The sequence below is a fragment of the Nocardia sp. XZ_19_385 genome (assembly GCF_015355755.1).
Classification (GTDB): domain Bacteria; phylum Actinomycetota; class Actinomycetes; order Mycobacteriales; family Mycobacteriaceae; genus Nocardia.
In genome coordinates, this window is sequence record NZ_JACVEE010000001.1 from 1,280,123 (window position 1) to 1,299,253 (window position 19,131).

The 19,131-nt window shown below is 66.3% G+C and carries 20 protein-coding genes; 7 read left to right on the plus strand and 13 right to left on the minus strand.

Features of this window, described 5'->3' with window-relative positions:
* Nucleotides 1–176: 176 nt before the first annotated feature.
* On the plus strand, nt 177–914 hold the full coding sequence (locus tag IBX22_RS05880) for a hypothetical protein (RefSeq protein ID WP_194814337.1): 738 nt from the start codon (nt 177–179) through the stop codon (nt 912–914).
* A gap of 207 nt (nt 915–1,121) precedes the next feature.
* Nucleotides 1,122–1,424, plus strand: a complete 303-nt coding sequence (locus IBX22_RS05885; protein WP_309234440.1) for a GNAT family N-acetyltransferase — start codon at nt 1,122–1,124, stop codon at nt 1,422–1,424.
* Nucleotides 1,425–1,444: 20 nt separating this feature from the next.
* Here the strand turns inward: IBX22_RS05885 and IBX22_RS05890 are convergent, their stop codons facing one another.
* The 7 genes from IBX22_RS05890 to IBX22_RS05920 all read right to left on the minus strand — a co-directional run bounded on the left by IBX22_RS05890 (nt 1,445) and on the right by IBX22_RS05920 (nt 9,271).
* Nucleotides 1,445–1,648 carry a 4-oxalocrotonate tautomerase family protein gene (locus tag IBX22_RS05890; RefSeq protein ID WP_194814338.1) on the minus strand — a complete coding sequence of 68 codons (204 nt, stop codon included), beginning with the start codon at nt 1,646–1,648 and terminating at the stop codon, nt 1,445–1,447.
* The gene (locus tag IBX22_RS05895; protein WP_194814339.1) at nt 1,648–2,385 is read right to left on the minus strand and encodes an SDR family NAD(P)-dependent oxidoreductase; all 738 of its coding nucleotides are present in this window, start codon (nt 2,383–2,385) and stop codon (nt 1,648–1,650) included. Before IBX22_RS05895 ends, IBX22_RS05890 begins: the two co-directional genes overlap by 1 nt.
* Before the next feature lie 79 nt (nt 2,386–2,464).
* Complete coding sequence (locus IBX22_RS05900; protein WP_194814340.1) at nt 2,465–3,055, minus strand: TetR family transcriptional regulator C-terminal domain-containing protein; 591 nt, start codon at nt 3,053–3,055, stop codon at nt 2,465–2,467.
* 44 nt (nt 3,056–3,099) lie between these two features.
* Nucleotides 3,100–3,525, minus strand: a complete 426-nt coding sequence (locus IBX22_RS05905; RefSeq protein WP_194814341.1) for a gamma-glutamylcyclotransferase family protein — start codon at nt 3,523–3,525, stop codon at nt 3,100–3,102.
* A gap of 72 nt (nt 3,526–3,597) precedes the next feature.
* Nucleotides 3,598–4,371, minus strand: coding sequence for an MBL fold metallo-hydrolase (locus IBX22_RS05910; protein ID WP_194814342.1), 774 nt, complete (start codon nt 4,369–4,371; stop codon nt 3,598–3,600).
* A 197-nt stretch (nt 4,372–4,568) separates the two neighbouring features.
* Nucleotides 4,569–8,804 carry a TIR domain-containing protein gene (locus IBX22_RS05915; protein WP_194814343.1) on the minus strand — a complete coding sequence of 1,412 codons (4,236 nt, stop codon included), beginning with the start codon at nt 8,802–8,804 and terminating at the stop codon, nt 4,569–4,571.
* Between the two features lie 23 nt (nt 8,805–8,827).
* The gene (locus IBX22_RS05920; RefSeq protein ID WP_194814344.1) at nt 8,828–9,271 is read right to left on the minus strand and encodes a DUF4231 domain-containing protein; all 444 of its coding nucleotides are present in this window, start codon (nt 9,269–9,271) and stop codon (nt 8,828–8,830) included.
* A 295-nt stretch (nt 9,272–9,566) separates the two neighbouring features.
* Between IBX22_RS05920 and IBX22_RS05925 the strand changes: the two genes are divergently transcribed.
* Nucleotides 9,567–10,337, plus strand: a complete 771-nt coding sequence (locus IBX22_RS05925) for an N-acetylmuramoyl-L-alanine amidase (protein ID WP_194814345.1) — start codon at nt 9,567–9,569, stop codon at nt 10,335–10,337.
* Nucleotides 10,334–11,062, plus strand: a complete 729-nt coding sequence (locus tag IBX22_RS05930) for a PE-PPE domain-containing protein (RefSeq protein WP_194814346.1) — start codon at nt 10,334–10,336, stop codon at nt 11,060–11,062. Before IBX22_RS05925 ends, IBX22_RS05930 begins: the two co-directional genes overlap by 4 nt.
* Nucleotides 11,063–11,069: 7 nt before the next feature.
* On the opposite strand, the gene IBX22_RS05935 is transcribed toward IBX22_RS05930, so the two are convergent.
* Nucleotides 11,070–11,978, minus strand: a complete 909-nt coding sequence (locus IBX22_RS05935; RefSeq protein WP_194814347.1) for a hydrogen peroxide-inducible genes activator — start codon at nt 11,976–11,978, stop codon at nt 11,070–11,072.
* Between the two features lie 168 nt (nt 11,979–12,146).
* Here IBX22_RS05935 and IBX22_RS05940 point away from each other — a divergent pair, with 168 nt between their 5' ends.
* From IBX22_RS05940 to IBX22_RS05950, 3 genes are all read left to right on the plus strand, one after another.
* Nucleotides 12,147–12,734 (plus strand): peroxiredoxin, encoded by a 588-nt coding sequence (locus tag IBX22_RS05940; RefSeq protein WP_194814348.1) that lies wholly within the window; start codon nt 12,147–12,149, stop codon nt 12,732–12,734.
* 50 nt (nt 12,735–12,784) lie between these two features.
* On the plus strand, nt 12,785–13,324 hold the full coding sequence (locus tag IBX22_RS05945; protein WP_194814349.1) for an alkyl hydroperoxide reductase: 540 nt from the start codon (nt 12,785–12,787) through the stop codon (nt 13,322–13,324).
* A gap of 112 nt (nt 13,325–13,436) precedes the next feature.
* The gene (locus tag IBX22_RS05950) at nt 13,437–14,111 is read left to right on the plus strand and encodes a PhzF family phenazine biosynthesis protein (protein ID WP_194814350.1); all 675 of its coding nucleotides are present in this window, start codon (nt 13,437–13,439) and stop codon (nt 14,109–14,111) included.
* Between the two features lie 65 nt (nt 14,112–14,176).
* Here the strand turns inward: IBX22_RS05950 and IBX22_RS05955 are convergent, their stop codons facing one another.
* The 5 genes from IBX22_RS05955 to IBX22_RS05975 form a co-directional block, all read right to left on the minus strand.
* Nucleotides 14,177–14,812: a DUF3618 domain-containing protein gene (locus tag IBX22_RS05955; RefSeq protein ID WP_194814351.1), complete on the minus strand. Its 636-nt coding sequence runs from the start codon at nt 14,810–14,812 to the stop codon at nt 14,177–14,179.
* Nucleotides 14,809–15,222 (minus strand): phage holin family protein, encoded by a 414-nt coding sequence (locus IBX22_RS05960; protein ID WP_194814352.1) that lies wholly within the window; start codon nt 15,220–15,222, stop codon nt 14,809–14,811. Before IBX22_RS05960 ends, IBX22_RS05955 begins: the two co-directional genes overlap by 4 nt.
* 61 nt (nt 15,223–15,283) lie before the next feature.
* On the minus strand, nt 15,284–16,075 hold the full coding sequence (locus tag IBX22_RS05965) for a DUF5134 domain-containing protein (RefSeq protein WP_194814353.1): 792 nt from the start codon (nt 16,073–16,075) through the stop codon (nt 15,284–15,286).
* 125 nt (nt 16,076–16,200) lie between these two features.
* Nucleotides 16,201–18,018 carry a hypothetical protein gene (locus tag IBX22_RS05970; RefSeq protein ID WP_194814354.1) on the minus strand — a complete coding sequence of 606 codons (1,818 nt, stop codon included), beginning with the start codon at nt 18,016–18,018 and terminating at the stop codon, nt 16,201–16,203.
* Nucleotides 18,018–19,076, minus strand: coding sequence for an AAA family ATPase (locus IBX22_RS05975; protein ID WP_194814355.1), 1,059 nt, complete (start codon nt 19,074–19,076; stop codon nt 18,018–18,020). Before IBX22_RS05975 ends, IBX22_RS05970 begins: the two co-directional genes overlap by 1 nt.
* Nucleotides 19,077–19,131: the final 55 nt, after the last annotated feature.

The following is a 19,131-nucleotide window of genomic DNA, read 5'->3' on the forward strand; positions in this document are numbered from 1 at the left end:
GCGGGCACAGGCCTGTGGACACCACATCACTCGCATGCCGCCTCCGCCGTAAACCGAGCCCGCCGATCACGAGCGCGCCGGCCTAAGACGGGGGGGAAGTGCAGGCATTGGCCGTAGCTGGTTGGCTGCTGCCCGATGCGCGATGGAGTGCGTGCCCTCGATCGGATTGGAGAACGATGACAGACGATCTTGCTGCGGCCCGTCGCGAACGCTGGTGGCGAACCGGACTGCCGCTGCGCACACTCGAGGAGGCCAGGGACTATCTGGATGATGTCGGATTCTCTCTCCTCTTTGGCGGAAAGACCGTGCGTTACCCCTCCCTGCGCGAGGCTTCACGGGACGAATCGGTGCTTCGCCGGCCATCGGGTTGGGGAGATGACATTGAAGCGATGTGGACATGGAAGGACACGCTCTCGGGCAAGGGGCAGGCATGGCTGGGCCGCTACATCGCGGGGAAGCAGACACTTCTCACCCCCGAACTGCTGGCCGACCTCTATGAGTTCGATGGCGCAGAGGAGGACGTGGTGTCCGCACCGGACCTGTCACAAGAAGCGCACCAGCTTGGGCTTCTTTTGGCCGATAGTGGGCCGACATCGACGCGAATCGCACGCGCCGACCTCGGATTATCAGGCAAGGAATTCGAGCGTGCCTTGTCTGAGCTGGGCCGTAAGCTACTGATAACCAACTACGGCGTCGAAGACGGGCCAGGCTGGGCCAGCTGCATTTTGGAGCTCACAGCGCGTGCATTCTCGGTACCCGCACAGGGCAGCCGTGTGGAACGTGACCGCCGGGCCGTCGCCAAGTTCGTCGACACGATGATCGTCGCAAAACCGGGGGACGTCAGTCGAGCATTCGGATGGTCTCGCGTCAGATCCGTCGCTGCCTTGGACTCGTTGCGGACCGAACCTCGCTGACTGCCGACTCGGCCAATTTGCTTGCCCTGCATTAGCGACGAGCACGAGTGGAGGTGCCTGCTCGGTGTCGCCAAACCGGTCACGGATCCGGTCGCCCCGAGGGATATCGTCCGAATATGCCCGACCTGATCGTCGCCAGCACCTGGGTCCGGCGGCTGACCTCGGATACGGGCGCAGAGGGCTGCACCTACCGGTGGATCGTCGAGGGTGCCCGGGTGCTCGGCGGAATTGCGTTGCGGCACAGCGTCACCGACTTCGTGCGGCGGGCCGGTCGGTTACGGCATCCGCCCATCCGCGCGCAGACGCGGGCTCGCCACCTGGGCGCTGGGCCGGATGCTCGACGAAGCACGCGTCGCGGGCATGGACCGCGTCCTGATCGTCTGTGCGGCTGACAACGCCGCCTCAGCGAAAACCATTGAGCGCCAAGGTGGGATGCTCGAAGGCATCCGCGATACCGAGCACGGCCCTGCTCGCCGCTATTGGGTCGTGCTCAGACCGCCAGACTCGTAGCCGAAGATCGGCCAGTCGCCTCAGGACTTGCGCCGTCGCCACTCCTCTACGTCGACGCCGCCGACGCCCCAATCGCTCAGGGCGACTTCGTCTATCAGGACGAAGGTGGTGTCGGGGTCCTTGCCGAGGACGTTTTGGAGGAGGTCGGTGACGCCCTTGATCAGTTGGGCTTTTTGTTCGCGGGTGACGCCTTCGTCGGTGACTTTGATGTTGACGTATGGCATTACGCCGCCCTTCCGGAGATGTAGCCGCCGTCGACGGGGAGGATGTGGCCGGTGATGAATTCGGCGTCGGCGAGATAGAGGACGGCCGAGGTGGTTTCGGAGACTTCGCCGATGCGGTCGAGTAATGCCAGGCGGCCGGAGGCGGATTCGTCGCCGTTACCGAAGAGGGGTGTGCGGATGATGCCGGGGGCGACGGCGTTGACGCGGATGCGGTGGGCGGCGAGTTCGGCGGCGAGGCTGGTGGTGAGGGCGTGGACGCCGCCTTTGCTGATCAGGGCCGCGGAGGCGGGCAGGGTGGCGAGGGCGTGGTTGATCAGGACGGTGCCGATGTTGACGATGCTGCCGCCGGCGCCCTGGCTCAGGAGCTGACGGACTACCGCCTGCGTGGTGAGGTAGGTGCCCTTCAGGTTGCCGTCGAGATAGGTGTCGAGGTCGGCTTCGGTGACGTCGACGAAGGGTTTCGCGCCGAAGATTCCGGCGTTGTTGACCAGGACGTCGACGCGGCCGAAGCGTTCGACGGCGGTGCTTACCAGCTCGGATCCGGTTGCGGCGGAACCGATATCGCCGACCACCTGGGCGAGTTGATCCGGTGCGCCGAGCTCGGCGGCGACGGCGGCGAGCTTTCCCGCGTCGCGCCCGTGCAGCACCACGTTGTCGCCGCGGGCGGTGAATGCCCTGGCGATGTCGCGGCCGATCCCGCTCGAGGATCCGGTCACGATGACCGTTTTCGCTGACATGTTTCTCTCCTTCATCAGTGGATACGACCGGTCGTCTTGGAATGGACAAGTCGAATTCGGCCCTCGGTGGGCCGAGTTCTCAGGGTCGGAAGTAGTCGTCCAGCAGTCGCCGCAAACACTTGTGCAGCGGTTCGAGGGTGCGATCGATCTTCATCCGGATCACCGCACCCTCCCAGGATTCGATCAGCAGGTCGGCCAGCTCCACGGCGTCGATGTCGGCGCGGATCGTGCCCAGCTCCTGGGCCTCGCGCAGCGCCTCGGCCACCCCGTCACGCCAGATCCGGAACGCGGAGGACAGCGACTCGCGCAGCACCTCGCTACCCTCCAGTTCCGCACCGAGGTTGGCGATCAAACATCCACCCGTGTAATCGGATTCGATGAACTCGTCCATCTGCCGGCCGAAGAAGGCCTTCAGTCCGGAGACCGGATCCGGAGCGGGGCCGAGCGTGGCGGCCAGGTTCCGCTGGATGCACAGCGAGTGATGGTCGATGACGGCTTGGCCGAATGTCTCTTTGCTGTCGAAATAGTTGTAGAACGACCCCTTCGGAACGCCGACCGCGTCCAGCACCTGCTTGATGCCGGTGCCGTGGTAGCCGTTGGCGAGAAACCCTGCCGCGCCCTCTTCTACGAGGAGCTGGCGGGTGTCGTCGCTGCGTCGGGGTCGAGCCATGCGATCAATATACGACCGGTCGTCTCAAAACTCAAACATGCAGCTCAAAGCCGCCATTGCTCGCAGCACGGAAGGAAAGCGGCCAGCTGCGTCGAGGCGAAGTCGGCGGAGTGCCAGAGCTCAGGCATGACGCCCGCGGTCCACACGTAGGTCCACGCCTGCCCGGTAGCGAGATCAACTGCACGCAAGTCGTATTCGTCGTCCTCGAAGTGGTCGAGGATCGCCCAGTCGTCCGGGCCGAGTCCGGCCAGCAGCACCCCCGGAGCCAGCCCGGCAGGATCCGGCACCAACCCGGGATAGACCCGATCCGGCAACGCCGCGACCCGCCAGCCGGGCAATTGCGCCGGTATCCGCTCCGGGCAGCGCCCGAGCAGCACGGTCAGGACCTCCGGAAACTGCAGCGTCCCATAGACGAACAGCACATCCCCGTCACCACTCAGCCGATCGAGCCGCCCACCCAGTCTCGCCACCTGTTCGACCTTGCCCGCGACCCCGGCACCTGCGCAACCTGCAACAGACGCCGTGAGTAGGGGCAGACGCGTTCAGGCGGACAGGCGGCGGAAGGCGCTGGGGTCATGGGAGCAGAAGATGGTGATCTCACTGCCGTGAGCACGGTTGAGTTCGACCAGGCGGCGGCGGTTTTCGTGGTAGGCGCGGGGGACGATGGCGCCGGTTTCGTAGAGCCGCCAGAGCAGTGGGGTGTGCGGGCGCACCGGGTCGATCTCGCTACCGAGGTAGAAGGCGTCGCCGGCGTGCAGCAGCCATCCGTTGCCCGTGTCGACGGCGACGCCGACGTGGCCGCGGGTGTGGCCGGGCAGCGGGACGACGAGGATCTCCGAGGGCAGCCCCGGCAGGTCGCGAACCGCGCGGAAGCCGAACCAGTCTGTGCCGCCGCCGGTTTCGTTGACGAGCCACTTCGGTTCGTGCGACCACTGCTGTTTGCGGTAGCGCAGCCGTTCCGACAGTGTCTTCGGTTCGGTGACGGCCCGCAGTTCCGGTCCGTGGACGTGGACGGTCGCGTGCGGGAAGTCGGCGAGTCCGCCCGCGTGGTCCAGATCCAGGTGGGTGACGATGATGTCGCGCACGTCGGCGAGGTCGTAGCCCAGAGCTTCGATCTGCCGGATCGCGGTCTCATGCTCGATCAGCTTGGCGCCCAAAGCATATCGGGCGGGGCCGATCATGCGGCCGGGGTCCCGCACGCAGCCCAGGCCATAGCCGGTGTCGACGAGCACCAGGCCGGCGCCGGTGTCGACGAGGATGCAGTGGTCGACCACGCCCATCGACATGGTGCCGCAGTTGAGGTGATGTATCCGCACAAGCTGAGCGTCCCAGACGGTGGTGGGCCGGTCAATGAATCGAGATCGATCGAAGTCCGAGTCATCAACCGTCCCTCCCCGAGGGTTTCCGGTACAGATAGGTCCGCGCCCATCCAGTATCGGCACCGCCGCCCGAATCACCGCTACCCGAATCCGCGCGCGCGATCATGGGTGAGCCGAGTAGTCGATACCTCAGCTCAAGATCCATCCGGAGCAATCGGAAGATCCGGGCAGGCTTGCCGGTATCCGATATCGGGCGGAATCCATTCACGCCAATTCTTCCGGCTGATATTCGAGGTCAGCTTGGCGCAGAGTTCTGCCGCCACCGCGTCGTACATCCGCCAAATCTGGATACCGTCCAACCCTGCCGTAACGAATGTGGAGCCGTCTGGATTGAAAGACAGTGAATTCGCGTACAGGGATGGTTTGGGTGGCGAGCTGCCCATCGACCCCCCGGTCCGCATATCCCACAGTCGAACTGCTTCATCCATGCCGACCGTCGCCAGCCACTTGCCGTCCGAGCTGAAGGCGGCTTCGGCTACATATCCGATGTGGCCGGAAAGCGGTCCAACGACCACACGACCGGTCTCCACCTGCCACACCCACAGCCGGCCGTCGCTTCCGGCAAGGGCAACGCGCTCGCCGTCTGCACTGACGCTGCGGAAACCCAGCCCAGGACCCGGGATGATCGGCTGCCCCTTACGACGTCCCGTCCCTACATCCCAGATCCGCACTGCACCGACGCCATCGACTGTGGCGATCGACCTGTTGTCTTCGCTGAACCTCACCCCGTCCAAGCCATCGGCGTGATCTGCCAGCGGGTCGCCGATCGGCTCCCCGGATTCGACCGCGACGACCTGGACCGACGCGCCCGATTGCACAGCGGCCAGCAGTTGGTCATCTGTGCTGAATGCGATGTCGTGCAAGGCTCCGCCGGGAACCTTCACCGGCCCCGCGACGAGGGTCCCCGTATCGGCAGTCCAGAGATAGAGCGATCCGTCGTTGGACGCGGCCGCAACCTTCTTACCGTCAGCACTGACCGCCAAGTATTTCGCCACGGCCTCGTTGCTCGGGTCGATGTTTCGCACGCCGAGGAGCGGACCTGCGGGCCGGCCATTTCGCGCATCCCACACGCGTACTGTGCCGTTGCCCGCACCCGTGACCATCCTCTCGCCATTCTGGCTGAAGGCCACAGACCATATATTCCGTGCGAGGTACTCCGCTCCCTCGACTGAGAACATTTCCAATGGAGGCTCCCAAATCCGGACCGTCCCGTCTGCTCCGCCGGACACAATCCGCATGCCATCCGGGGCGAATCCAACCGTCCGCACCATACCGACGTGACCAGTCAACGGTTGACCGGCCGAAAGTACACCTACCGTGTGCTCATCTCGCGCTACCAACTGCCGCACGCGAATCGTTCCGTCATTCCCACCGGATACGACTCGCCTGCCATCCGGGCTGAAGGCAACAGCACTGACGGATCCGGTGTGCCCCTCTGTTCGCACACCTATGGATTGATCGGCATCAACATCCCAGACCCGGATCGAACCGTCGTCCGCACCGATGATGATCCTGCTACCGTCAGAATTGAAGGCACTGCTCTCGAATCGAACCCCGGTCGCATCCTCGACAGTCGCCACGACTTTCCCGGAACCGATGTCCCACACCCGTACCCCGTTGCCGACCGAGGCGATACGGCTGCCATCGGGACTGAACTCCAAACGGTTCATCACATAGCGGGAGCCGGTCATATCCACGCCCACTCGTTGACCCGTCAGACTGTCCACAACCCGGATCAACCCCTCACGATCTTGATAGGCGATACGCAGACCATCTGGGCTCAGCGCCATATCGCCCAGGGGGTCAGGAACTTCCAGGGGTTGCCTCAGGATTTGTCCGGTTCGGGTGTCCAACATCCGCAGGTCCGACGCCCACGACAACACCCGCGTGGCGTCAGCACTGAAGTCCATGACGGGACCGGCCGCGCCGGTCCATGCGTCACCGGTGGCCAGGCCGGTATGCGCGTCCAAGGCACCTACCTTCCCGTCCGTACCCGCCACGACAACCCGGGTGCCATCCGGGCTGAACGTCACGCGGTGGATCGATTCCGACTCGTTCATCCATCGGAGATCCGGACTCATGTAGAGCAATTCGACCGCTGCGGCTCGCACCCGCTCGTGCGAGGACAACTCGAGCGCGGCGAGGACCAGTTGGGACGCCAGGACGGGCCCGCCACTGCGTGCACCGCTCACCATGGCTTTGCTGTGCGCGATGAGTTGCAGCGCAGTCGCTTCGCGGGACCGCGTCTCGACCTCGTCCCGGGCTTGTCGCGCCTGAACGAAACCGATCGCCGCAACCATGGAGATCACCAGCGATATCACCGCGAGCGCCAGTAGACCGCGGGATCTGCTGCGAATGGCCTCCGCGTACTGCTGCGCTTCTCGTTCCGCCCGCGACGAAGCGGCCGCGAGCGCCTCCGCGGCCTCCTGTCGCTCCTTGGCAACCCGCAATTCCTCGCGCTGCCTTTGCTTTTCCACTTCGGCGAGTTCGTTCTCCCGCACCCGGGACGCGGCCAAGTACGTGCGGGCCGGCTGCAGGCGTTCGCGAAACCCTGGGGCAGCGGTGAGCGTTTCGGCTTCGACCAGCCGGGTGCCGTGGAGTAACCAGGCGTCATCGCGTTCGTTGCGATCCCAGGCGAGGGCCGACTGTTCCAGCGTGTCGGCGTCTTTCAGGGCCTCGGCTTCTGCGCGTAACCACGCGGCGAGTTCGTCCCATTGGCGCAGCAGGCTTTCCACCGCCACTTCGACGACGGTTTCGCCGTTGCGGTGGTCCTTCACCATGAGCCGGGCGTCGACGAATCGGTCGATCAGGTCGTGGCTTTCGGCGGGGAGGTCGCTCCAGCGGGCGATGCGGCGGAGGGGCTGATCGTTTTCCGGGTTCACCGTTGCCAGCCATGGAATGAACGCGGTGCGAAGGACTTTCAACTGTTTACGGCGCTCAGCGGGCCGGCCGGCCAGGAGGGCGTCGATTTCCGTCCGCACCACGACGCTCATCCCGCCCATGGCGACGTACTCGTCCAGTCTCAGCACCCCGTCGTCGCCGTAGTCCTGGTGCAGGCGGGCGAGGGTGAGGGCCAGCAGCGGCAGGGTGTCGGCGCCGTCGGTGCAGTCGGCGACGAGTTTGTCGAGCAGGGCGGGCTCGATTTCGAGGCGGTGACCGGCTGCGGTGGCGCGGGCGGCCGGGCCGGTGATCACCTCACGGAACCGGGTGCGAGGTAAGGGTTTCAGGTGATCGAAGACGAGGGTTTCGACGTCGGCCAGTTGCGGGGCGGTTTGGAACAGTTCATAGCGGTCGGTGCGGATGGTCAGGGCGATCAGCAGCGGGACCCGGTCGGGGCCGGTGAGAAGTTCGGCGAGCAGGTCGAGTAGTTGATCGCCCTCGACACCGGCGTCCGCTCCGAACAGTTCCTCGGTTTGGTCGATGGGCAGCACCAGGGTGGGCTGAGCTTCCGCGGAATCGAACAGGCGAGCGTGGGCGGCCTGAACGATGTCCCCCAGCCACTCCCGGACCAGGTCGACCCGATGTGGCAGTGCGGATTTGATGTCACCGAGTGAGGTGCCGCTCAGGCCGAGCCGGGTGCGGGTCGCGTGGATCGCGGCTGCCAGTCCGTGGGCTCCGGTCAGTGCCGCGCGCTCCGGGCGCACGATGTCGAGCACGGCGAACTGACGGTCATCGCGGGACAGGCGGGGTAGCAGGCCGGCGCGGAGGAAGGAGGATTTCCCGGTGCCGGACGGACCGAGGATCGCGAAGACCGAAGGTTTGCCCGTGGTGCGCATTCCGCGCAGCAAGTCCATGCCGCGCACAATCTGCGCGTCACGACCGAAATAGATTGCGGCGTCTGCGGATTCGAATGGCTGCCAGCCGCGATACGGGCAGCGGCCGGGGTCTTGCGGTGGGGGCCACGGGAAATGCTGAGCACCGATGCCTGCCGTTCGCAGACCGTGCAGTAATCGCTGCAGGCCCTCGGTGCGGAAGGAGACGGGATCGTAACCGGCGACCGCGATTTCGGTGTGTGGCCCGGCACCGAACAGGTCGCAGCGCTGCCATTCGCGGGTGACGTCGGTTTCGGTCAGGCGTTCCAGGCGTGCGCTGAAGATGCGTTTGCCGAGGTTTTCGGCGGTGCGGTACTCGACGACACATTCGCGCGAACCCTGCCAGTTCGCCGAGAGCAGGCAGATGACCGCTTCGCAGCGTTCGTTGGCGCGGACCAGTGCCTCTTTCCAGCGCGTGCCCGCTGGGATGCCCGCTTCGTGGGACAAGTCGAGGAAGATGTCCTCGGCTAGCCCGGGGTCTTGCTCGATCAGCCACTGCCGCAAGGCGATTGCCGCCGCGTTGTCCTTGCTCGAATGACTGAGGAAAATCCGCGTCATCGCCCTGCCCCTCCCCTGCCAGACTATTTCTGTGGCGCCTGACTACTTCGCTCGGTGTCGGTGAGCCATGCGCTGGTTTCCTGCGACAGGATGCGCTCCACCCGTTCGGCCAGCACCAGTCGGCGATCGTCGCCGCCATAGGCGCCCGTGCCGGCGAGGTACAGGTGCTTCTGCTGTTTGAGGGATTCGGTGGTGGAGCGGTAGCGCATCCAGTTCGCATGCCACTGGAACAGTTGCTCCGCACCCTCCGCGACGACCACGACGGCCGCGAGGCTCGCGGTCAGCAGCGGCGGCGCGGAAATGGCTGCGACAACCGGCACTGTCGCGCCGACCAGCAACTGCACCACCTTCATCGTTTTGTAGGACCGTTGGGCACGCAGGGATTTGGCGCGGTACCAGGTCAGCTGGTCATTCAGTCGCGCCCATACCGGATCGTCACTGTCGGGCGTCCCCGCCGTTCGCGCCATATTCGCTTCCGCCACAAGACAACTCATAGCATGTGCGCGCGGTTATAGCCGAGCCGGACTTTACGACCTGGGATGCCGGTCCAGATGTCTTGGGTCGATGCACAACTCACGCGGGCCTGCGGGGGGTCGGACTAGGCAATGCGTCAACTGAGCTGTAGCCGTGCGTCTTTCGTGATAGACCTTTCACCGATGCGGTTCGCCGCAGCGAGCTCGAAATCTTCCGGGGGGATGTGTAGACCTATGCGTCAACGTAATTCGACTATTCCATTACAGGGCCCGGCGACCCGGCACTGTCATGTCCTGGACCGGTGATCCGGTCTGGCTCGCGGACGTGCTGCGCGCCGCGGGCCTGCGCGTGATCGAACACGACGGGTGGCGCGAGCGAGGGCATGGCGACTTCCGGGACATCCGCGGGGTGCTGTGCCACCACACCGCCGGTGGTGGGCCCGATGATTGGCAGGTCGTGCAGTACGGGCGGGCCGATCTGGCCGGGCCGCTCGCGCAGCTGGTTCTGGAGAAAGACGGCACCTACCGGGTGATCGCGGTGGGGGTGTGCTGGCATGCCGGGCCCGGGAGCTGGCCCGGCTGGCCTACCGACGACGCGAACTTCCACACCATCGGGATCGAGGCGGTGTCGAGCGGGTGCGAACCGTTCGATTGGACGCCGCGGCAGATCGATGCGTATCAGCGTGGGGCGGCGGCGATTCTGGCCCGAATCGGCAGGGACGCGGGCGATTGTGTGGCGCACCGCGAATACAGCAGCGAGGGAAAGATCGACCCCGCCGGAATCGATATGGACGAATTCCGGTGGGCTGTTCAAGGATTCATAGAAGGGGGCGTACCTATGAGTGCGGCGGAAGTCAATCGAATACAGGAATTCATCACCGCGTTCTGCGGACCGATCGGCAGCGATATCAAGGACATTCGCGAGCAGCTGTGCGGGCACGGGCAACGCGACGGCGGGCAGTTCGGGGGGTGGCCGCAACTGGACGGCCTCACGCTGGTCGAGGCCATCGCCGATATCCGCACCCGCCTGGAGAAGCTCGAGCACGGCGGTGCCGCATGATCGACGTCCTGATCGTCGGCGGTACCTGGGCGCCGCATGGTCATCCCGTCACCGATGCGTTCGCGCAGGTGCTCGATCCGAGCCGGTTCACCACCCGAATGGTGCCCTACCCAGCGGATTACGGTCGGCAGACCACCTTCGCCGACAGTCGCGCGGCAGGTACCGCCGCGCTGATCGAAGCGGTGCACAGCACCGGCAACCGGGTCATTCTCGCGGGCTATTCGCAGGGGGCGATCATCGCCGGCGACCTCGCCGCCGAGATCGGGCAGGGGCACCGGCCCGAGATGGAAGTGCTGGCCTGCGCGTTGATCGCCGACCCGCTGCGTCCGACCGGGCGGTGCCTCGATCCCAACCCGGGCGGATACGGCATCGCCGGGGAACGCCATATCGAGGGCGTCCCCACGTATTGGTCCGCGGCGCCGGGTGATCCGATCACCGCGTTGCCGCCGGGGAATCCGTTGCGCTCCATCGCCGATCTGTCGCAGTACTTCACGTTGACCGGCCCGGAGGCGGTGCTGCGCTGGGGGCAGAGCCTGGTCGATGTCGCGATCCAGCGGCAAGCGCAGGATTGGTGGTCGCCGGAGAACTTCCAAAGCTGGGGTGGAGCAATCGCTTTCGCGCGTGGCTATCTGCTCGACGGCCGCCACACCGACGACTATGTTCGCTTCGGGCACGCTGCCCGGCTCGGCGAGGCCATCAACAACGAGGTGACCGTCAACGCCTGACTGCGGGCTATACCGGACGCTGCCCGCGGATGATTTCCGCTAGCTGTTCATAGTCCTCGGTGCGCGCGGTCGACGCACGGAAAGTCAACCCCAGGGCTCTGGCGGGGGCGGGGTTCGCGAAGCGCGCCGTATCGAGGGTTCCGCGAGCGGTCTCCGCCGCGACAGCCATCTCCGGGATCAGTGTCACACCCAATCCGCCTGCGACACACTGGACTACGGTTGTCAGCGATGCCGCCCGGGTATCGCCGACCGAGCCCGGCCGGGTGTCGCTCGAGCGGCAGAACTCCAGCGTCTGGTCGCGCAGGCAGTGCCCTTCGTCGAGTAGCAGCAACGGCAGCGTGTCCAGCGCCGAGGCGGCAATGTCCTCGCGCCCGGCCAACTCGTGACCACGCGGCGTGACCAGGACGAATTCCTCGGTGTACAAGGGGATTTCGGTCAGCCCGGGGGCATCGGCAGGCAGCGCGAGCAAGGCGACATCCAGTACCCCGGTGCGCAAACCGTCCAGCAGCCGGGCGGTTTGGTCCTCGATGACCTGCGGCGCCAACGCCGGAACCCGCCGCCGCAACTCCGGCAGCAGCGCGGGCAGCACATAGGGCGCGACCGTCGGAATGATGCCCATCCGCAACGTCCCGCCGAGCCCATCTCCGGTGGCGGAGGCGACAAATCGGTCAGCTGCTTCCAGCGTCGCCGTCGCCTGTGGCAGCAGTCGCGTGCCTTCCGCGGTCACCAGCACTCGGCGCGTACTGCGCTCGATCAGCTGCAGCCCCAGTCCGTTTTCGAGCGCGGCCAATGCCTGCGATAACGTGGGTTGGCTCACACCGAGCCGGGCTGCCGCGGTACCGAAATGGCGATACTCCGCGACAGCTACGAACGCACGCAGCTGTGACAGTGTGGGCTGATAAGTCTGATCAGTCACGCCTATCAGTCTAGTGCGACCGATCACCTTTACCTTTCGCAGGCTCGTAGGCAAGATCGCTTCGGCACACGCTTCTGAAACATCCCGTGTTCAACCCCCACCCGCTGTGTTCTACCCACCCCGCCGGCTCCGCCGGCTGACCATCCCCCAGAGGACGAGGAGACAAGCATGGCTCTGCTGACCATTGGCGACCAGTTCCCGGCATACAACCTCACCGCTGTCATCGGCGGTGACCTGTCGAAGGTCGACGCTCAGCAGCCTGACGATTACTTCACCCAGATCACCTCCGACGATCACGCCGGCAAGTGGCGCATCGTCTTCTTCTGGCCGAAGGACTTCACCTTCGTCTGCCCCACCGAGATCGCCGCGTTCGGCAAGCTGAACGAGGAATTCGAGGATCGCGACGCACAGGTCCTGGGCGCCTCGGTGGACAACGAGTTCGTGCACTTCCAGTGGCGCGCACAGCATGAGGATCTCAAGACCCTCCCGTTCCCGATGCTCTCGGACCTCAAGCGTGAGCTCGCGACCGCCGCCGGCGTGCTGAACAACGACGGTGTCGCCGATCGCGCCACCTTCATCATCGACCCGAACAACGAGATCCAGTTCGTGTCGGTCACCGCCGGTTCGGTCGGCCGCAATGTCGACGAGGTGCTGCGCGTGCTCGACGCGCTGCAGTCCGACGAGCTGTGTGCCTGCAACTGGAAGAAGGGCGACCCGACGATCGACGCCGGTGAGCTGATGACCGCCGGCGTCTGAGTCCGTCCTACTGATCCAAAATCTGTGAACCGCAAAGGAATTGATCAAGAATGAGCATTGAGAACCTGAAGAACTCCCTCCCCGAGTACGCCAAGGACCTCAAGCTCAATCTGTCCTCGATCAGCCGGACCACCGTGCTGAACGAGCAGCAGCTGTGGGGCACCCTGCTCGCTTCGGCGGCCGCGACCCGGTCGGCGAGCACGCTGCGTGAGATCGCCGAGGAAGCCGCCGACACGCTGTCGGCGGAGGCGTACAACGCCGCGCTCGGCGCCGCCTCGATCATGGGCATGAACAATGTGTTCTACCGAGGCAAAGCGTTCCTGGAGGGCCGCTACGACGACCTGCGCGCGGGACTGCGGATGAACATCATCGGCAACCCGGGCGTCGACAAGGCCGATTTCGAGCTGTGGTCGTTCGCGGTGTCCTCGATCAACGGTTGCGGGCACTGTCTGGAGGCGCACGAGAAGACGCTGCGTGAGGCGGGTGTCTCGCGTGAGGTGATCTTCGAGTCGCTGCGGGTGGCCGCGATCGTCGCCGGGGTCGGCCAGGCGGTGGAGTCCACCGAGACGCTGGCCGTGGCTTCGGTGTAGTCGGTCCGGTCTCCGGCCCTGTTCCGAAAAGGGATGGGGCCGGAGACATTTTCGCAGGTGCAGGCAGCCGGTAGGCTCCGGGCTGAGCGGTGCATCAGGAGGAGTGGAGACTATGGGCGTGCGGGTCGAGGTCGTGCGGGTATTCACCGATTCGGTCGGTCGGTTCGGAAACGAGCTGGGTCTGGCGCGGGCGGCCGAGGTCGCTGAGGTGGACCGGCAGGCGCTGGCCGCCAAGGCGGGGTACAGCGAGACGGTGTTTCTCGAGGACCCAGCCGACGGGGTCGCGAAGGTGCGGATCTTCACCCCCGCCGTGGAACTTCCCTTCGCCGGGCACCCGTCGGTCGGTACCGCGTGGTGGTTCGCGCAGCAGGGCACACCGGTGCGGGCGTTGCAGGTGCCCGCCGGATCGCTGTCGGTCGAATACGCCGACACCCTGACCTGGATTACCGCGCGTGGCGAATGGGCTCCCGATTTCGCCTTCCACCAGGTCGCCGACGCCGAGGAACTGGCAGCGCTGCGGCCCGAGGAGTTCGCGGCCGGGCAGCACTACTTCTGGACCTGGACCGATGAGCACCGCGGGCACCTGCGGTCGCGAATGTTCGCCCCCGCCATGGGCATTGCCGAGGACGAGGCCACCGGCGCGGCGGCGGTCGCCATCACCGCCCGGCTCCGTCGCGGCCTGGCCATCACCCAGGGCCAGGGGTCGCAGATCTTCACCGAATGGGATTCCGACGGCTGGGTCCGCTTGGGCGGCCGCGTCGTTTCGGACACCATCGTCGACCTCTAGCCGACGGATCCCACTGCGCCTGGGCGAGGGCGGTCTTGTGCAGACGCATCGCCCTCGCCGTTCGGCTAGCGCTGCTGTCTGCGGCGCAGAATCAACCAGACCACCAAGGCCGCCAGGAGCGCGGCCGCGGTGACCGGGGCCGCCGGTTGGCGGCGGGCGAAGTCGGCGGCTTGCTTGCCGCGTTCCACGACCGGTTCCGGCGCGGCGGCTTCGGCCTTTTCGGCAAGCTGCCGGACCTGGGCCTTGGCCTGTTCGGTCTTCTCCTCCACCGTGACCCGCGCCTCGGCGGCTTGGCGGCGCACTGCCTCGGCAGCTTCGGCCGCCTTCACCCGGGTGGCTTCCTCGGCTTCGGCGGCCTTCCGGGCGGCTGCCGCCATGGTTTCGGCGGCCTTCACCTGCGCGGTCACCTTGGCTTCGGCGGCCTTCACGCGGGCCGTCTCGGTGGTCTCGACGGCCTTGGCGCGGGCGGCGTCCGCGGTTTCGGCGGCCTTGTGGCGGGCGTTGTCTTTCACCTCGGCGGCCTTGCGCTGGGCGTTGGCTTTGACGTCGAGTTTGTCGGTGAGCTCGGAGACGGTCTGCCCCAGCTCTGCTCGCGTCTGGTCGCGGTCGGCGCGCACGGCTTCGGGGTCCGCCGGCACGCTGACGGCCGGTTGGGCCGGTGTGGTTTCGGCTTCGCCGGGGTTCGGCCGGTTGTCGTTCATCGCTTGCTCCCGTCCTTGATGCTTTCGATATCGCGTTTGACGCCTGCCACCGCTTCCTCGGGGACCGGCGGCACCGCCTGCTGGACGTCCTTCTTGCCCAGCATCGCGAGTACGGCGCCGGTGATCAGCAGCACCGCACCGACGATCAACGCGGCGGCCCATTCGTTCAACGGGATCGCCAGCGCGAAGATGATCGCCGCGATCAGCGCGGCGCCACCATAGAAGGCGAGCACGGCGCCCGCACCGGCCAAGCCCGCACCCCGCCCGACCCGTTTGCCTTTGCTCTGCAATTCGATCTTGGCCAACTGGATTTCGTCGCGGATCAGCCGGCTCAGCTGCTCGGTGGCATCGTTGACCAGTTCGGCGACCGACCGCTTTTCGGTCGGCGGCACACTATGTGTCTCCGTCATGGTGGTACCTCCCAATCGTCGGCCGGTTACCCGGCGAGGGGCCGGGCAAACGCGCCGCCGTTCACGCGAGCACCGCACCGACCAACATGTAGGCGGTGCCCAGGTCCATCACGACGTGCGGCACCAGCGCCGAAGTCAGCACCGGCCCGGACGCGTGTCCGAGCAAATGCCGGCCACCGGTAGCCGCGACCGCGAACGCGTCCATGAGGAACAGCGCCGCGAGCCCGAACGCGACCACCGGCATCGGCCCGGCATGCCCCGCCGCGGAGTGTCCCGACATCGCGTACCACATGGCCGCGGCTGCCAGCAGGTGATAGCCGAGCGCGACGACTTGTTCGCGGGAACCTTTGCGCCACTGCGTGATCCGGCTTACCAACAGTGCCGCGAAGACTACTGTCATCGCGATCAGCACTCCGCGCAGCGCCTCTGGATTCGCACTCGCCGGAAACACGAGCATCGCCAGCATGACCAAACACATGAGTAGATGCGCGGCATCGGATTCGTAATGTGCGGCGCCTGCCGCCAGAACCGCACGGTCCTGCTCTGACACCGTCGACGGCACCGAATCCTCTTGTCGGCGTGCACTATCCGCACCGGCAGGCCTGCCGCACGGGTCACCGATAACCTCCCGCGCCGCCGTGTTCCAGCGACGCTGCCCGCCCTGGACCACTACCCGCCCGCCCCCGAACTCTCTGCCGCCCAGCCCTTCTCCCGCCGCCGACCACCCACCGCACCTCCCGGCAGCCCACCGCGCCGGAGCCGCCAACCGCCCGACCACGATCACCGACGCCACCAGAAACGCACCCACCACCGACCACCGCAACGCGGCATATTCCTGCACGAAGTGCGCCACACCCACCACCTCTCATCGCAACGATCGAGGTCCCGCCCACCATGCTCGCACTCCCTCACCCCTTAGGGCACCCTTTCCCCGTAACCCACTCCCGCCCTGCCGATTCCGCACGGCGAAGCAGGCGATCAGCGGAGGCGGAAGACCGGGCCGCGGGGATGGAAGGGCAGGGAGGCGCCGCTGGGGATCAGGTAGGCGTGTTCGCGGCGGACGCGCAGCACGTCGCACTGGGCGTCGGTGATGATGAGGATGGGGCCCTCGGGCGGGAAGTCCTCGGCGCGTTCGAGGAGGCGGATGGCGGGTTGGAGGATGGTGCCGCCGCGGCCTCGGATGCGGGCGCCCTGGGCGATTTCGTCCACGGGGAGGTAACCGGCGTCATAGGCGGCCGCGTCGCAGTAGATAACGCGGGCGCGGGGGACGTCGCGGGCGGTGGCATAGGAAGCGATGGCGCCCAGGGCTTTTCCGAGGAGCTGGGTGTCCATGGAGCCGGAGGTGTCCAGGACTACCCCGAAGGTGGGGAGGCGCACGTTCTCCTCCGGCCGCACCCAGGCCGGACGCGGGATGTCGGGGGTGGAGGCCTGGCGGCGAGAGGCGCGGGCATAGCTGCGCTTCTTGTCGACGGTGGGGATGTGTTCGTCGAACCAGCGGGCCAGGGCGGCGTCCCACGGCAGGGGTGGGTGGTCGAGGGCACGGATCGCCTGTTCCAAACCAGCTGGTACGTAACCGCGTCCGCTGTTCTGGTGGTAGGCGAGGCCGGTGACGAGGGCATTGCGGTAGTACTCGTCGAGGTCGATATAGCGGCCGGCGCTGCCGGGGTGCGGCAGGGGTTCACCGAGGATGTCGCCGCGGCCACGTCCGCGCAGGGTCGCGAGTTTGCGCAGGCGGCGCATGTCGGTGGCGATCCGGTCGTAGACCTCTTCGGCGGAGCAGCTTTTCAGGTCCGGGTCGTAGAGCAAGCCCTCGGGCATTTCGCCGACGTTCATCTCCACCAGCCACCCGTTGACCACGTAGTCACAGGCGATATTGAACAGGTAGGAATCGCGCCAGTTCGTCCGCTCGCCGTGCCGCAGCGCGGCGTGCAACATTTCGTGGGCGAGGACGAAGCGCCACTGCTCGGTGTCGAAGCCGGTGAGCGGGTTGATGTAGATCTCCCCCGCTTCGGCGTTGACCGCGGCGATCGAAATATCCCAACCGCGAGCGACATCGGTGTCGGCGACGATCTTCATCCCGGCCGCCAGCGCACCCAGCAACGGGAACGAGGACACGAACCAGCTCAGTGCCCGATCCCAGGGATTCTTCTGGCGCAGACCATCTTTCGTGTGCTGACCACCCGCGGTGTCCAGGGCGGCGCGGGCGGCATCGCCGAGGCCGGCGGCGAACCTGGTCGGATAGTCGGCCCGCTTTGCGGCTTCGACGCTACTGATCAGGAAGTCCGGCCAGTCACCGCGCTGGTAGGCGGCGGGCACGGCGGATTCGCGCCAGCGGGTAGCGGTTTCGTGTTCCTCGGAGATATTCGGCGCCGCAGGGAAATCCAAAGGCCTGCGCCCGATCTTCATGGTGAACAGATACTGGTCGACCACGGCGCAGCAGGCCGCCCGGTAGGCCGGATGTGGTTCGGCCTGCTCCGTGTCCCAGCTGCGAGCACGATCCCGCTCGGCGATGATGTTGCCCGGCACCGTGGTTCGTGGATCCAGATGTCCGAACCCGGCGTGCAGCAGACAGTGCGCGAACACCCACGCCCATTCCGCGGCCTCCGCGCGCCGCTTCGGGTGATAGGCGATGCCGCCACCGGTGATCCGCGCCCACACCTCACGGGGCGTGTTTTCGTCCAGGACATACAGGGATTCGGGCAGGTGCCGGAACGCCAGGTGCGAATGCGCTTCCGCCCACCCCGCTCGCACAGCCTGTTCCCAGGGGTCGACTTGCCCGCGTTTCTTGCCGCGCATCAGCGCCGAGCCGCCAAACGGGGCAGGTCGCGGCTCACCTCGATGAGGAACCAGGCGGGCAGCACCGGCAGTCCGTCATCGTCGGAGGCGATCACCAATTGCGCGCATTCCACCGAGATCTCGGCGAGTTCGATCAGCATCGTCTTGGCACGCAGGACGAATCGGTGTACCGCGGGCGAAACATGTTCGCGTGCACCGGGAAGCTCCTTGATCAACCGCGCGCGGAACGCTTCGGATAGGAAGTACAGCAGGTCCCGGTCACTCGGCTCACGCGGCCACTGCGCGTCGCCCTTAAGCACGGCCTCCAGATCGTAGGCGTGCCGGATGGTCTTCACGAACGCCCGGAACCCGGACGCGTGGCCCACGGTGAGCGTCCCTGAGGACAGCACTTCGAGCATGATGTCGTCGAGATCGTCACCGCAAGAGTGCAGCGCGTCGGAGAGCATGTGCCACCCGCGCGGGGTGGAGAACGGGGCCTCGGTTTTGGGCGGCTTGGACCACAGGTGGTCCGGGCGCTGGGTCAGGTAGCGCACGATCCAGGGGTGAATGTCGTTGAGCGCGGCCCATTTCAACCAGTCGTCGACATCAGGGCGCAGGTGCAGGTGCACGAGGCGGTTCACCAGCGCCGACGCCATCGGACGGGCGAGCGCGTTGTCGGTGGCCCGGTTGCCGGCGCCGATCACGACCGAGCCGGCGGGCAACTCGTAGGTGCCGATCCGGCGGTCCAAGATGAGTGAATAGAACGACTTCTGCACTTCCGGTGTGGCGGCGTTCAATTCGTCGAGGAACAGGCAGTACGGCTCGGGTCGCGCGATCAGCTCCGGCGGCGCGAAACGGCTCCGGTCGCCGACGATCTGCGGCACACCGATCAGATCCTCGGGCGCGAGCTGCGTGCCCAGCAGCGTGACGCATTCCAGCCCGAGCGATTCGGCGAACGCTCGCACCAGCGAACTCTTGCCGATACCTGGTGCGCCCCACAGGAATACCGGCCGCACCACAGCAACGTGCAGCAGCAACTCCGGCAGCTGGTCCGGGGTTACCGTGACCGTTGCCTCCATCCTTTTCCTCCCCCATTCGACGTTCGGGAGAGTCGACCGTACCCGCGGCGGCATC